The 13,658-nt window shown below is 42.8% G+C and carries 15 protein-coding genes; 9 read left to right on the forward strand and 6 right to left on the reverse strand.

Annotated features, from left to right (window positions below; translation table 11 throughout):
* The first annotated feature begins 32 nt into the window (after nt 1-32).
* The 5 genes from JK635_RS24820 to JK635_RS20815 all read left to right on the forward strand — a co-directional run bounded on the left by JK635_RS24820 (nt 33) and on the right by JK635_RS20815 (nt 4,490).
* Nucleotides 33-2,081: a sigma 54-interacting transcriptional regulator gene (locus JK635_RS24820; RefSeq protein WP_202655844.1), complete on the forward strand. Its 2,049-nt coding sequence runs from the start codon at nt 33-35 to the stop codon at nt 2,079-2,081.
* Between the two features lie 122 nt (nt 2,082-2,203).
* Nucleotides 2,204-3,196: a dihydroxyacetone kinase subunit DhaK gene (gene dhaK, locus JK635_RS20800; RefSeq protein WP_202655845.1), complete on the forward strand. Its 993-nt coding sequence runs from the start codon at nt 2,204-2,206 to the stop codon at nt 3,194-3,196.
* 16 nt (nt 3,197-3,212) lie between these two features.
* Nucleotides 3,213-3,830 (forward strand): dihydroxyacetone kinase subunit DhaL, encoded by a 618-nt coding sequence (gene dhaL, locus JK635_RS20805; RefSeq protein WP_202655846.1) that lies wholly within the window; start codon nt 3,213-3,215, stop codon nt 3,828-3,830.
* Complete coding sequence (gene dhaM, locus JK635_RS20810) at nt 3,827-4,216, forward strand: dihydroxyacetone kinase phosphoryl donor subunit DhaM (RefSeq protein ID WP_202655847.1); 390 nt, start codon at nt 3,827-3,829, stop codon at nt 4,214-4,216. The genes dhaL and dhaM overlap by 4 nt, the downstream gene beginning before the upstream one ends.
* 19 nt (nt 4,217-4,235) lie before the next feature.
* Nucleotides 4,236-4,490, forward strand: coding sequence for an HPr family phosphocarrier protein (locus tag JK635_RS20815; RefSeq protein WP_202655848.1), 255 nt, complete (start codon nt 4,236-4,238; stop codon nt 4,488-4,490).
* Between the two features lie 219 nt (nt 4,491-4,709).
* Here JK635_RS20815 and JK635_RS20820 read toward each other — a convergent pair whose 3' ends face one another.
* From JK635_RS20820 to JK635_RS20835, 4 genes are all read right to left on the reverse strand, one after another.
* Nucleotides 4,710-5,351, reverse strand: coding sequence for a response regulator (locus tag JK635_RS20820; protein WP_235888276.1), 642 nt, complete (start codon nt 5,349-5,351; stop codon nt 4,710-4,712).
* A gap of 70 nt (nt 5,352-5,421) precedes the next feature.
* Entirely contained in the window at nt 5,422-6,540 is a 1,119-nt protein-coding gene (locus JK635_RS20825; RefSeq protein ID WP_202655849.1) for a GAF domain-containing sensor histidine kinase, read from the reverse strand.
* Between the two features lie 161 nt (nt 6,541-6,701).
* The gene (locus JK635_RS20830; protein ID WP_202655850.1) at nt 6,702-7,730 is read right to left on the reverse strand and encodes an S-adenosylmethionine:tRNA ribosyltransferase-isomerase; all 1,029 of its coding nucleotides are present in this window, start codon (nt 7,728-7,730) and stop codon (nt 6,702-6,704) included.
* 4 nt (nt 7,731-7,734) lie between these two features.
* Nucleotides 7,735-8,451 carry an SDR family NAD(P)-dependent oxidoreductase gene (locus tag JK635_RS20835; protein ID WP_202655851.1) on the reverse strand — a complete coding sequence of 239 codons (717 nt, stop codon included), beginning with the start codon at nt 8,449-8,451 and terminating at the stop codon, nt 7,735-7,737.
* Nucleotides 8,452-8,791: 340 nt separating this feature from the next.
* On the opposite strand from JK635_RS20835, the gene cwlD reads away from it, so the two are divergent.
* Nucleotides 8,792-9,526, forward strand: coding sequence for an N-acetylmuramoyl-L-alanine amidase CwlD (cwlD, locus tag JK635_RS20840; RefSeq protein ID WP_202655852.1), 735 nt, complete (start codon nt 8,792-8,794; stop codon nt 9,524-9,526).
* Nucleotides 9,527-9,763: 237 nt separating this feature from the next.
* Nucleotides 9,764-10,816: an iron-sulfur carrier protein/transcriptional regulator SalA gene (gene salA, locus JK635_RS20845; protein WP_202655853.1), complete on the forward strand. Its 1,053-nt coding sequence runs from the start codon at nt 9,764-9,766 to the stop codon at nt 10,814-10,816.
* Between the two features lie 127 nt (nt 10,817-10,943).
* On the opposite strand, the gene gerD is transcribed toward salA, so the two are convergent.
* Complete coding sequence (gene gerD / locus JK635_RS20850; RefSeq protein ID WP_202655854.1) at nt 10,944-11,531, reverse strand: spore germination lipoprotein GerD; 588 nt, start codon at nt 11,529-11,531, stop codon at nt 10,944-10,946.
* Nucleotides 11,532-11,677: 146 nt separating this feature from the next.
* Here gerD and JK635_RS20855 point away from each other — a divergent pair, with 146 nt between their 5' ends.
* Nucleotides 11,678-12,367, forward strand: a complete 690-nt coding sequence (locus tag JK635_RS20855; RefSeq protein ID WP_202655855.1) for a KinB-signaling pathway activation protein — start codon at nt 11,678-11,680, stop codon at nt 12,365-12,367.
* A gap of 53 nt (nt 12,368-12,420) precedes the next feature.
* Here the strand turns inward: JK635_RS20855 and pdaB are convergent, their stop codons facing one another.
* On the reverse strand, nt 12,421-13,173 hold the full coding sequence (pdaB, locus tag JK635_RS20860) for a polysaccharide deacetylase family sporulation protein PdaB (RefSeq protein ID WP_202655856.1): 753 nt from the start codon (nt 13,171-13,173) through the stop codon (nt 12,421-12,423).
* Between the two features lie 138 nt (nt 13,174-13,311).
* On the opposite strand from pdaB, the gene JK635_RS20865 reads away from it, so the two are divergent.
* The gene (locus JK635_RS20865) at nt 13,312-13,542 is read left to right on the forward strand and encodes a hypothetical protein (protein ID WP_202655857.1); all 231 of its coding nucleotides are present in this window, start codon (nt 13,312-13,314) and stop codon (nt 13,540-13,542) included.
* Nucleotides 13,543-13,658: the final 116 nt, after the last annotated feature.

The raw sequence follows: 13,658 nt of genomic DNA on the forward strand, positions 1-13,658 counted from the left end.
CGTTATTTCTGTTTTTTCTGAGAGGGATAAAAATGTTTAGTTACCAATTCAAAGTAACGAAAGAAAATGGACTGCATATCCGGGTTGTGGCAACATTGATAGCCAAATTTCAAGGCATCCTGGAAAGTCACGAGAAACTGAAGAATGTCATACTCGAATATCGGGAACAAAAAGTTCCAATCACCCATTTTTATCAGATCGTTTCATTAAAAATCAAACGGGGAGAGTCAGTCTCGATTCATTGTGAGAATCCGCTTACCCCATGCGAACAAGCAGAGATTGCGCAACTGCTCCAGCAGCAGCCAGATGATGGGATCCAGAAAGAAGCGGATCGGCTGTTAGTGGAAAACTCGTTAACGTTTGATGTCATCCTTAAGCATATTCTTAGCGGTATTATCGTAGTGAATAAGGAAAATAGAATTACCTTTGTAAATGATGAAGCACAACGGTTATTAGGAAAACAAGATAGGGACTTGCTCAACCAAAAGGCAGATGAGGTCATTCCTGACTCCCATTTGGCCTTTATATTAAAGTCAGGAAAAAAAGAGGCAGCCCAAAGGCAGCAGCTCGGCAACAGAGTTATTATGACAAATAGATCACCGATTTTGTTAGACGATGAAATTATTGGAGCTACGGCCATTTTTCAAGATATTTCAACTATAGAGGCTTTGAGCAGAGAGCTAAGCGAGACAAAGAAATTACAGAAAGAGCTAGAGCTGGTCCTTCAATCTGTCGATGATTTAATGGCCTTGTCTGATGTCAGCGGGAAATTAATCTTTTTAAATTCCGCCTTTATGAACTTAATGGAACAGGAACGACTGAATTACCATGTTCGTGATATTGTCGGTGAGGATCTGTGGAACGAGATCCATACTCAATATGTCTCACGGGCGAAAATTGTCTCATTTTCCAGGCAGGCTACCTATATTGCCCGAGTCAATCCGACGATGGTCGATGGTGAATTTCGCGGGACGGTCATTGCCTTGCTTCCTATTGATGATATGAAAAAGCTGGTTGAACAACTGCAAATGGAAAAGGAAAGAACCCGATATTTAGAAAGGGAGCTGTCGAAACATCAATTATTTGATGCCGCCTTTAATCCATTGATTGGTGAAAGTTCAACGTTTAAAGATACGATTTCGCTTGCAAACAAAGTGGCCAAAACAGATGCGACCGTGCTGATTACCGGTGAGAGCGGGACGGGAAAGGAACTGGTGGCTAAAGCGATTCATGGGGCCAGTTCCCGCAAAGAAAAGCCATTTATTCGTGTTAATTGTGCCGCGATCCCGCCGCAGTTGATTGAAAGTGAATTATTTGGCCATGAAAAAGGGGCCTTTACCGGAGCAATTCAAACGAGAAAAGGAAAATTTGAATTAGCCAATCATGGCACAATCTTTTTGGATGAAATCGGTGATCTCAATTTTGATTTGCAAGCCAAAATATTGCGCGTTTTACAAGAAAAAGAGCTGGAACGTGTCGGGGGATACGAAACGATTTCTCTCGATGTCCGGGTTATCGCAGCAACCCACCAAGATTTAGAGCAGATGGTGGAAAAGGGCACATTTCGTGAAGATCTTTATTACCGGCTTCATGTCGTACCGATCCATCTTCCCCCGTTAAGAAAGCGATTATCCGATATTCCGCTGTTGGCAGAATATTTTCGGATCCGATATAATGACCGCTTGGGAAAAAATATCAACAAATATGAAGCAGGCTTTATGGAAGTGCTAAAAAATTATCAGTGGCCCGGCAATATTCGTGAATTGCAGAATATGATGGAGCGTTTACTTACACTGGAAGATGGCGACACCCTATCGATTACCAGCCTTCCTGATTATATTATCAATCCATCACAATCAAGCGGTAAAGAAACGAAGGCAGCCTTCGCGGAATTAATTGAAAATTTGCCAATTCAAATGATGGAAGACTATGAAAAAATGATCTATACTCATGTCGTTCAGTTTTACCCAAGTTTTAACCAAATCGCTCAGGCACTAGGGGTCACCCATAAAACGGTCGCTGCCAAGGTGAGAAAATATCATTTAACCAGCCTTGTTGGGAAAAAGTATCAACACCATTGATACATTTTCCCTATTTTTTTGGAATCGATTTCAAAAGGCCTGAAATAGAGCCCTTTTTCATTTGGCATGAATTATGCATTGAAGGTTTATGTACAGGCATATATATTGAGGAGGTTTTTTCAATGAAAAAAGTAATCAATAACCCAGAAGCCGTGGTTCATGAAATGATTGAAGGGATGGTTCAGGCATATCCCGATAAACTTCGCCATCTCGAAGGAACAACGGTAATCGTTCGTGCCGATGCTCCTGTTCCCGGCAAAGTGGCCGTGATCAGCGGAGGAGGCAGCGGTCATGAACCATCACATGCAGGTTACGTTGGTCGAGGGATGCTGGATGCTGCAGTCGCAGGTGAAGTATTTACGTCTCCTACTCCGGATCAAATTTACGAAGGTATGAAGGCCATTGACAGTGGTAATGGCGTCCTAATGGTGATTAAGAATTACACCGGCGATGTTATGAATTTTGAAATGGCTGCAGAATTAGCGGAAGCGGAAGGAATTAAGGTTGCCAAAGTCATTGTTAATGATGACGTTGCCGTTGAAAACAGCACGTTTACCACCGGCCGCCGCGGTATTGCCGGTACGGTTTTTGTACATAAAATTGCCGGAGCAAAAGCGGAAAAAGGCGGTTCCTTAGAAGAAGTCGAAGCGGTCGCCAATAAAGTAATCAGCCACGTAAAAAGTATGGGGATTGCCCTCACTCCATGTACGATTCCAGCTGTAGGGAAGCCGGGATTTGAAATTTCTGAAGAAGAAATGGAAGTGGGCATGGGGATCCATGGTGAACCTGGTATTGAGAGAACAAAGGTGAAAACCTCCCATGAAATTGCTGAGCTGCTCGTTGAAAAAGTTCTCGCTGAACATCAGCTCACAGCGGAAGATAAGGTTGCCGTCCTGATCAATGGCTTAGGTGCCACACCACTGATGGAATTATTTATTTTCAATAAAGACGTTTCGGAAATTTTGGCGAAGAAGGGTGTCCAAGTGTATAAAACCTTTGTTGGCGAGTATATGACATCGATTGAGATGGCAGGCCTTTCCCTGTCAATTTTGAAACTGGATGATGAATTGACTGAACTTCTTGAAGCACCTGCGGATACAGCTGCTTGGAAATAATGGAGGTGGAAAGCAGATGAATCAACAAAATATGAAAGACTGGCTGATTCTGGCAAATGAAAGAATCCAAGAACAAAAAGATTATCTCTCGGAATTAGACCGGGCAATTGGTGACGGAGACCATGGTGTCAACATGGCGAGAGGATTTCAAGAAGTGAGTAATAAACTAGCTACCCAGGAATTCACGGACATCGGTGCGATGCTACAGCAGGTAGCGATGACGCTGATTGGAAAAGTGGGCGGCGCCTCGGGACCGCTTTACGGGACGGCCTTTTTAAAAGCCTCTACCGCTTTGAAAGGAAAAGGGGAGTGCACTAATATTGATTTGGCCAATGCCCTAAATGAAGCACTGAAAGGAATTAAACTACGGGGAAAGGCGGAAATAGGCGAGAAAACGATGGTCGATGTATGGGAGCCCGTCGTTAGCAAATGGCTGGACAATCCAGAAGCAGGCATGGATGAGTTAATCGAATTTACGCATGAATGCATGGTGGAAACAAAAGCGATGGAAGCTAAAAAGGGCAGGGCAGCCTATTTAGGAAAAAGATCAATTGGGACGTTCGATCCCGGCGCCGTTTCCTCCGAACTTTTATTTAGCTCTTTATTCACGGTATTAAAGGGTGCTGCCTCATGAGTGTCGGTATTGTATTAATCTCTCATAGTCACGAACTGGTGGAAGGTCTGCGAAAAATCTTGCATCAAATCCAGCCAGAGGTAGAGATTGCTATTGCCGGCGGGACAGAAGAAAATGAAATTGGAACAAGCGCAATCAAAATCAAGCAGGCAATTGAAAAAGCGGACTCAGAAAGCGGCGTCGCTGTGTTATTTGATTTAGGCAGCGCTTTGTTAAATGCCCAGCTGGCAGTCGAATTGTTGGAAACTAATACAAAAGTTGCTTTTTGCGATGCCCCGTTGGTTGAAGGAGCTTACACCGCGGTTATTGAAGCGGGAATTGGAAGTTCTTTGGAGGAAGTCGTCAAGGCGGCAGAAAGTGTCAAAGAAGTTCCCAAGCTTTTGTAAAGAATCAGGAGTTGAAGATATGATTCAAAAACAAATTGAAGTGCGAATTGAAAATGGGTTGCATGCTCGTCCGGCGGGGGAGCTTGTAAAATTATTAAAGCCATATAAAAGCACCGTCCATTTAGTGAAAGATGGTAAAAAGTTTAATATGAAAAGCATTATCCATATTATGTCGACTTCCGTTAAGGAAGGAGATCTCCTTCATTTGGAAGTGGACGGTGAAGACGAAGACGAAGTAGCCGCGAAGCTGGCATCCTTTTTTCAGCAGCATTGATCAATAAGCTGTAAAGGCTCTCAACAAATTGGTTGGGGGTCTTTATTTTTTTTAAAAGGGCTGTATCCCTCCGTTCGTGGCCTACTCAAACTGATGGTAGATTGGGTCCTTAGTATGAATGTTCCTTAGCAAAGCAAATATGGGGACAAGCCGTTACGATATGCACGGTCCTATGAGAAACCTCCGACACCTTGGGTCGATAACCAAAGGGTTTGTTGTTTAATCAACTAATTGATGTTTCACAGCGTAAAGGGCAGCCTGCGTCCGATCGGCAAGCTCAAGTTTGGCCAGCAAGTTCGAGACATGGGTTTTCACGGTTTTTTCAGTGATATATAATGCCGCTGCAATTTCTTTATTGCTTTTCCCTTTGGCAATTTCCTTTAAAACTTCCAACTCTCGTTTCGTCAATTCTTCGAGCGGCTCTTTTGTCCGGCTTTTTTGATTGGACAAGTTTGCCAGTAAGTGGGAGGTGGCTTTAGGGTGCAGCTGACTTTCGCCGCAGATTATTTTTCTGATGGAGGTAACTAGTTCATCAGGCTGGATATCCTTTAGCTGAAATCCGGAAGCACCGGCTTCAAGGGCGGGAATGACATGATCTTGATCGGAAAAACTGGTTAGCATCATAATTTTGATCTCAGCTTGCTGGTTTTTGATGATCTTGGTTGCTTCAATTCCGTCCATCTCCGGCATCAGCAAATCCATCAGAATGAGATCAGGCTTTAATGCTTTGGCTAGCTCAACTGCTTCCTTCCCATTAGCTGCTTCCCCAATAATTTCGAGGTCCTTTTGCGTCCGTAGAAAAAAAGCAAGTCCTCTTCTGACAACATGATGATCATCGGCGATTAAAATGCGAATGCTCAAAGTTTTCACTCCTTTAAATGGTTTTGTGTTCCGTAATATGGTCTCAACCTAAAGGAAAGCGGATTTGACCTTAAAATGGAATCTGGATTTGGATTTCTGTTCCACTCCCCGGTTTGCTTTTTAATTGAAAAGTCCCATGTAACGCTTCTGTCCGTACTTTCATATTTTTCAGACCTAAGGAGGGAATTTCATGATTTTCTTCATATTGAAAGCCACAGCCATTATCTTTTATGGTCATGACAATCGCATCATGAGAAATATGAACAAATAACCTTGCTGCAGCCGTTTGTGAATGTTTTTTACAATTGCCAAGGGCTTCTTGTCCGATACGCCACAAAGCTTCCTCGACTTTCCCCGGTATGCTGGCGGCACCGGTAACCTTCGTTTCAAGTGAAAGATCCAGCATCTCTGCATAACTTCTAAGTGCACTGACAAGGCCATTTTCCAGTCCCTGCGGTCGGAGCTGCCAGATAAGAGCACGCATTTCTCCCAAGGCTTGCTGAGCTAAATCTTGAATATAACTAAACGTTTGTTTAACTTCTTTGTTCGCTGACATTTCCACTCCCGCCCTTGCGGTAAGGCTGAGGGAAAATAACAACTGGTTAACGGAATCGTGAAGATCTCTTGCCAGCCGATTGCGTTCGGCAATCAGCGCTGTCTCCTGCTCCCTTTGTGTCAGCTTTATGCGTTTTAAGGCAGTGCCGATTTGATAAGCAACTGCCTCAAGCAAGGCCAGTTCATTTTTTTCAAAATGCGTTTTAAATGGCGAGCCGACATTTAGAATCCCGAACCGCTCATGTCCCGCTCTTAGCGGCACAGTGGCGTGGTGGGTCAGGCCGCCTGTATCTCCCGCGCCTTCTTCGAGTACATCTTCAATTCGTTTACATTCGATAATATTAGTGGCCTTGTTTAACTTGCGTTTATTGTACCTGTCGATACACCAGCAATCATCATGGCACATCCGCTGATGATGGTTGTCGGCTAAGACTGGCGGGAGGGCTTCAGCAGCAGCGAGATGATGCTTTCCATGATCGTCGATTAAAAAGATCCAGCCCGTTTGCAGCCCTGTCACATCAAGGAGTTTCTTTAGCACACCGGATAGCACGTCGCTTGTGTCTGTTCCCTCATTCAAAAGCTCAGCAATTTCTTTTAAAAGGATCATTTCCTCGTTTCGAGACTCAATCGGCATCCTGTTTCCCTCCCGATCTATTGTTCATAGCAATATTATAACTTATTTATAATTTCAGACTTCTGCTTTTTTTAGAAAGGACTTATTTTTGACCAAAGACAATAGTGGATGAAAGACAAGCTTTTTGAAAAAATGTAAGGCCGGTGTTGTCAGCCCACCAATCATAAAATCAAATTCATATCGCCAAATTCATGCCAAAGATAACCGGATTTAATAGCTTGATCATAGGCTTTCAGCAAATCATGTTCCGAGATAAAGGCGGTAAGCATATCGAGATGGCTGGCTTTTGGTTCGTGAAAGCCGGTTATGATTCCATCAGCTATTTTTAAAGGAAAATGGCGATCGATATATAAATTGGTTACCCCTGACGGTGCACAATATTTGGCTGCAGTTTCAAGTGCTCGAACAACCGTTGTCCCCACCGCTATCACCCTTTTCCCGCTTGCTTTTGTTTGCCGTATGAGTTCCAATGTTTTTTCTGAAATGTGGTACTCCTCATCGTTCTCTTCAGGGGACTGGTGCCACTGATCATCGAGTAAATAGCTTAAGCCGGTGTGTAGTTGGATGAATTCCACTTGAATCCCTTTTCGGTTTAGTTTAAACAGCAGCTCCCAGCTAAAAGCCCGGCCTGCTGAGGGCATCTCGACTGAACCGGGGTGGCTGGCAAAGACCGTTTGATAATAGTCCAAAGCCCATGGCTCAACAATATACTCATAGCGGATCGGCTCCCCGAGCGCATAAATCATATTGAAAAGCTCGGTACCTTTTTTCGAAAAATGGATCATTTTAAGCGGTGAATTTTCTTTTTCCGCAAGCACCGATGCCGATAGCTCTGGTGCGAACCTCAGGGTGTCGCCTATTGTGATTGGATTCGCTGCAATAAGTGCCTCCCATATATCCTCTTGAAGCCGTCTTGCCAGCCGAACCTCGACCTTTTCCGCAAGTAATTTCCCGTTTCTGCACCATTCAGCCTGTAAAACGGCCGGGATCGTCCGGCTGTTATTCAATATCAGGAGGTCTCCCGGCTGGAGATACTCCGTTAACTGAAAAAAACAATCATGCTTCGTTTCTCCTGTATGCCGATTCAACACCATTATTCGAACATGATCCCTTCTTAATCCGCGTTTTTCTGGGGGATAAGAAGCGTTCAATTCATCAGGAAGATAAAAATCCCAAGATTTTACCGTCATTTTTTTACACCTCCCCTGATTGTGCTGTCAACCGCTGGCCATTCATCTCCGCTGCTTGATCGGATGCCAAATATAAAAAGACGCCAACAACATCTTCCGGATCGGCCAATCGATAATCGCAATCGGGGACTGCCAGACGATGCATTTCGGTATCCATTTCACCAGGGTCCACCATGTTTACCCGGACATTTGTCGCGCTTAATTCATCAGCCCATGTTTGCGTGAGGCCCTCGACGGCGAATTTTGAAATTCCGTATGCTCCCCAGCCGGCGTAGCCAACGTTTCCGGCTTCCGATGTAACATTAATAATCGATCCTTGGTTTCGTTCAAGCATGCCCGAGATCACCCTTCTCGTGACGAGAAATGGTGAAACGGCATTCACCCGTAATACTTCAGCGAAGTCCTCTTCGGGGTAATCAAGCAGTAGCGGCATCGGGCTTGGCCCCAAGATCGAAGCATTATTAATGAGGACATCAATTTTTCCATAAGCCGCTTCTGCTAGTGCAACGAACCGTTCGACATCTCTTGGATTGGAAACATCAGCACAAACCGCAAGTACTTCTGCACCTAAACCCTTGGCCTCTTGCCTCACTTTTTCCAGCGGTGCTTCTGTTCTAGCGCAGATTGCCAGCTTTGCCCCCTGTTTGGCAAACGCCAATGTTAATGCTCGGCCCAGACCTTTTGATGCCCCAGTAATCATAACTATCTTATTATTTAACATCTGAATCTCCCCTTTGTTCTTGATGTCTTAAAGATATCAATGGTTGGAAAATTCCTCCTCGGAGAAAAGCTTGAAGTTTTTCTACAACTTTGGGAGGAGAAATTTCAAAGGAATATGACAAATGGTCTTGGCCGTTTAGTTGCGGATAAAGGCCGGTTACTTGCGGATAGAGTTCTTTACTTATGCATAAACACGGTTACTTGTGTTAGCCGGCTGGTTTCTTGCAATTGAGCCTTGATTACTTGTTAAAAGCACTCAATGTATACGATTTTTATTTCTTCCTGTTCTAAAAATAACACTTGTCCCATATATTTTACTGTTTAGTGAAGAGCGGGAAGGAATGATTGGGTTGCTAAATCGTAGGTGGAAAGTAATTAGTTTTTCCCTTGGATTAATTTTATTATTTCTCATTCTTCTGTATGATTTTTCCGAGAATGATTCATGGAAGACGTGGAATCTGCCGTTATCGGGAAAAATTATTTTGCTTGATCCTGGGCACGGTGGGCCGGATGGCGGCGCCGGAAGCGGCGATACTCTTGAAAAAGACATTGCTTTAGCAATAACTTTAAAGGTTCGCGACTATTTACAGCAGCAGGGGGCTCTGGTGATTATGACAAGGGAAACCGATAAGGATTTGGCAGACCCGGGTATAAGAGGCTACAGTCGGAGAAAAGTAGAAGATTTGAAAAAAAGACTGGAAATGATTAACGACTCTGATAATGACTTTTTTGCCAGCATCCATCTGAATGCTATTCCATCATCGCGGTGGAGCGGTGCCCAAACCTTTTATGCTCCGCATCATAAAGAAAATGCTCGGGCAGCCAAATTTATTCAGGAGGAACTGCGCAAAAACTTGGAGAATACAACTCGTAAAGCAAAACCAATAAGTCAAGTGTATATACTCAAATATGCGGAAAGGCCGGGAGTTTTAGTCGAGGTCGGTTTCTTATCCAACCCTGTCGAAAGAGAAAATTTAAAACAGGAATCGTATCAGGAAAAGGTTGCGGATTCTATTTATCGGGGGATATTACGTTATTTTACGAATGAACAAGAATTAAAAGAAACAGATTCATGATGGAAGGCGATTCCTTCCATTTTTTAGCTAAAGGAAAGTATAAAACTTTTCCAGATTTTATGCTTTCCTATGTCGCATAAATTGAACTACGCCCCATGAACCGTGGATTCGCCAGTCGGCGAGTTTTCATGTAGCCTTTTACTTCAATGATCTTGTGATTCAAATGACTGTTTCAAGGCCCGGTTATGGTATACTGAAAAAGGAAAAATGAAATCAAATAGCGAGGTGTGTTTTTTGATGTTAACAGAAGAAAGAGTCCGCGAGGTTGTCGGCAGCCTCAAAGAACCATTTTTACATAAAACCTTAGCAGAATTAAATGCTATTGAAGAAGTGAAACTTAAACAGGAAAAAAACCATGTCAGTGTGAAAGTGCAAATTGCTCGAACAGGAACAGGCGAGCAGTTGCAACTGCAAACCCAAATCGTCAATGTTCTAAAGGAAGCTGGGGCCTCCACTGTCGGGATCCGCTTTGGCCAACTCCCTGAAGAAGTACTGGAAGCTCATCGTCATGACGAATCTGAACAGGAAGCCAATCTACTTCAATCCAAAAAGACAAAATTTATTGCCATTGCCAGCGGTAAGGGCGGAGTCGGCAAATCTACGGTTTCCGTCAATCTTGCTGTGGCTCTTGCTCGTCTCGGGAAAAAGGTGGGCTTAATCGATGCCGATATTTACGGCTTTAGCGTCCCTGATATGATGGGGATTACTAAGCGCCCGGTTGTTCGCGGGGAAAAAATTATTCCGGTCGAACGTTTCGGCGTTCAAGTCATTTCCATGGGCTTCTTTGTTGAAGACAATGCCCCAATTATTTGGCGCGGACCAATGTTAGGGAAGATGTTAAACAGCTTCTTTAACGAAGTAGAATGGGGAGATATCGAATACTTATTATTAGATTTACCACCGGGAACAGGTGATGTTGCCCTTGATGTTCACACCATGCTGCCGCATTGTAAGGAAATCATTGTGACGACACCTCATCCAACAGCCGCATTTGTTGCCGCCCGCGCCGGGGCCATGGCATTAAGGACAGAGCATGAAATTCTTGGCGTAATTGAAAATATGGCTTATTTTGAAAGCAAATTAACAGGTGAAAAGGAATATGTATTTGGTCGTGGCGGCGGCGATAAACTGGCGGAGGAATTAAATACAGATGTCCTCGGGCAACTGCCGCTTGACCAGCCTGATTGGAATGATGATGATTTTGCACCATCCATTTATCAAGAAGACCACAGGATTGGAAAAATTTATACAGAAATTGCAGAAAAAGTCATTGACCGTTTGGATAACTAATAAAAGGGCCTCTTCCGATGATGGGAAGGGGCCTTTTTGGTAAATTGCTTCGCTGCTTTGCCGCATTCGATATGGTCAATCCAACTACTCGTCTACTTAAATAAATAAAACTTACACCTACCGCTGTTTAACTCCCGGAACTTTTGCTGCTTTTTGCTTCCGCCTGCGCTTTTGCGTCTTCTGCTGCTTTGATTAGAAATTCCTGCATTTTGGCCTTAAACAGTGGGCTGTCCAATGTTTCCGAGATAACCTTTTGCACATGTTCCCGATACGCTTTACTTTTCAAAGCATCTGCCATTTCCTTCTGAATTTCCGGTTCTTTAAAGACCTCAATCATCATCGCCCTGTAGGAAGGGTCATTCATTAAATCCTTCAATATTTTTTCATTTTCAGACCGCATGTATTTGGCAACGCCTTGAGCAAATTTTGGGTCACTATAGGTCTTTTTCCAAAAAGCTACCGCCTTATCCGAGGTTAATGTTTTTTCAATCGTATCACTGACCACCTTTTGGTCCATTACGAGTTTTTCCTTTAAATTATCATCGCTCATAATATCTTGAATTGCTTTCTTGCCATCATCTGTTTTAAGAATGTCGACCACCATTTTTTTGGTCTGATCATAATCGATTTGCCCTCCGCCGTTTGAATCATTGGAAGAACAGCTGGATAATACCATCATGATGGGTAGGAGGAGCAACATATGGTTAATTCTCATTTTTAAGCTCCCTTCACATAAAATCCTTAATTTTATAATGAAGAAATTGAGGAAAGATTATTCGTTTGTATTGCAAATAATGGCTTTTTCTTATTTTGCTTGGTACAATCAAAGGGGAATTATTTTATGTTCTGGGGGTTAATAGGGTGACAAGCCGTAATTTAGTAAAACTGTTTTGGAATACATTATTAGTGGGCGGGGTCACGACGGCGATTGTCGGTTTATTGGTACGCTGGCATGAGTTGCAGCCATTTTTTGCTGACTTTAAAGTTCTTGATATTATTTCAGCCATTGTTTGGCTATTCGTTATGGGCTTTTTATTTAGTGTCATCAGTCAAATGGGCTTTTTTGCTTACTTAACCATCCATCGTTTTGGACTGGGTATCTTTAAATCGGTCTCCCTATGGAACGCGGTGCAAGTCGTTCTGATTCTTTTTGGTTTATTTGATTTAGTTTATTTGCGCTATACAAACTTTGCCAAGTCTGGGGATTCCCTGCTGCCGTATCTTGCTCCGGCGTTTCTGCTAATTATCGTCGGGCTGGCTGTAGCATGGATTAAAAGAAAAGAGACCAACCGTGAGGCGTTTATACCGGCGCTGTTTTTTATGATCGTGGTTACCATCCTAGAATGGGTTCCTGTTTTAAATATCAACTCGAGCAACTGGTTCTATCCAATGGTCATTGCCTTACTAGCTTGCAACACCTACCAAATATTAGTTCTTCATAAATTGAACGCCAAATCCGAGCAGGAAAGGCAGCAAAAAACAGGCCAAAAGGTCGGTAAAGGTAAACCTTCAGTAAATCAGAAAGGAAAAATGAAAAAATCAACTGTTTAATTTACCAAAAAAGGAGCACGCAGCGATCATTTATCGCACATGCTCCTTTCTGTTTACTTGATTTCCTTTGATCGAACATCACTGTTAGCGATCATTTCCGAGACTGTTACAAGCTGTAATCCTTTTTTGTTTATTCCTTGTAAAAGTAAAGGTAATGCTCTCTCCGTTTGTTTTGCCGAATCTGATGCATGCAGAAGTACGATCGCTCCATTATCTGCCTTCTTCACATTTTTAACAATTCTCTCTACTCCAGGATTTTGCCAATCCTTGGAATCGACACTCCAATGAACCACGGTATAGCCGTAGCGCTTGGCGATTTTCAAAGTGCGTTCATCAAAATGCCCGGTTGGTGCACGCAGTACTTTTATGTCCTTGACATTTAGTTTTCCAAATGCTTCTCGGGCTTTAGCGATGTCCTGACCAATCTTTGCGTCTTCCAGTTCAGTATAATCCTCATAGTTATAACCGAGAATCCCAATTTCGTAATCTTCTTTAACAATTCTGGCGACAATATCAGGATGTCTTTCCGCCCATGAACCTGCTAAAAAAAACGTTGCTGCTTTTACATTTTCCTTTTTTAGCGTGTCTAAAATGGGTTCAGCCTTTTCATCACCCCAGCCAATATTAAAGGTCAAAGCAACCCCTTTTTCTCCGTGAAAAACAGCTTTCGGACCGTCTTTAGTTGAAAAAACAGGAATTTGGGTCATATTCTCAATATAGAGGAACCATGCCGTAAAAAAAGCGGCTACTAAAATAAGTACTACGTTCTTTAAAGCCTTTCCGTTTAAAACAACAAAAAAATTCATTCTGAACCCTCACCTCGTCCAAAACCATCCTTGTCTCCAACTTATGCTCGTTTTTATCAAAATATGAGTGAAGAATTTATTATAAAATTTCACTATTTGGAAAACCTACTATAACAAAAAAGTTATGGGGGTTATTCAATGCTCGGACTTCTGATTAACGAAAAAGAAGTAAAGGAAATGGAGTATCTACTTAAAAGAGAAATGGATGAAATTTTATTTGATTTAGGGGATGACCGGATAGATCATATCGTCAAGCGTGCAATGGAGGAGCGATATAAGGTGTTATTTGCTTTATTTAGGAGGGTGGCATCACCGCATGAATGTATAAAGTATATTAGAAAAGGCCGGAAAAGTAGATTAAAAGGCTAAATGAAGGTCTTAATTTATTATAAAGTATGAGTAAAATTAATGTGGGCAAAATTTAACCCCTTCATTTGGTGAGGGATTGTCAGATCGCTCACCAAATAAAGGGGCCACCAAGCGAA

It is taken from the genome of Neobacillus paridis (assembly GCF_016765675.1).
Taxonomy (GTDB): Bacteria; Bacillota; Bacilli; order Bacillales; family Cytobacillaceae; genus Neobacillus; species Neobacillus paridis.

Coding starts and splice junctions, on each gene's coding strand:
- dhaL (WP_202655846.1), top strand. CDS start 3,213: ATGAATCAACAAAATATGAAAGACTGGCTGATTCTGGCAAATGAAAGA.
- gerD (WP_202655854.1), bottom strand. CDS start 11,531: ATGAGAATTAACCATATGTTGCTCCTCCTACCCATCATGATGGTATTA.
- dhaK (WP_202655845.1), top strand. CDS start 2,204: ATGAAAAAAGTAATCAATAACCCAGAAGCCGTGGTTCATGAAATGATT.
- JK635_RS20815 (WP_202655848.1), top strand. CDS start 4,236: ATGATTCAAAAACAAATTGAAGTGCGAATTGAAAATGGGTTGCATGCT.
- JK635_RS20865 (WP_202655857.1), top strand. CDS start 13,312: ATGCTCGGACTTCTGATTAACGAAAAAGAAGTAAAGGAAATGGAGTAT.
- JK635_RS20830 (WP_202655850.1), bottom strand. CDS start 7,730: ATGACGGTAAAATCTTGGGATTTTTATCTTCCTGATGAATTGAACGCT.
- JK635_RS20835 (WP_202655851.1), bottom strand. CDS start 8,451: ATGTTAAATAATAAGATAGTTATGATTACTGGGGCATCAAAAGGTCTG.
- cwlD (WP_202655852.1), top strand. CDS start 8,792: ATGATTGGGTTGCTAAATCGTAGGTGGAAAGTAATTAGTTTTTCCCTT.
- dhaM (WP_202655847.1), top strand. CDS start 3,827: ATGAGTGTCGGTATTGTATTAATCTCTCATAGTCACGAACTGGTGGAA.
- salA (WP_202655853.1), top strand. CDS start 9,764: ATGTTAACAGAAGAAAGAGTCCGCGAGGTTGTCGGCAGCCTCAAAGAA.
- JK635_RS24820 (WP_202655844.1), top strand. CDS start 33: ATGTTTAGTTACCAATTCAAAGTAACGAAAGAAAATGGACTGCATATC.
- JK635_RS20825 (WP_202655849.1), bottom strand. CDS start 6,540: ATGCCGATTGAGTCTCGAAACGAGGAAATGATCCTTTTAAAAGAAATT.
- pdaB (WP_202655856.1), bottom strand. CDS start 13,173: ATGAATTTTTTTGTTGTTTTAAACGGAAAGGCTTTAAAGAACGTAGTA.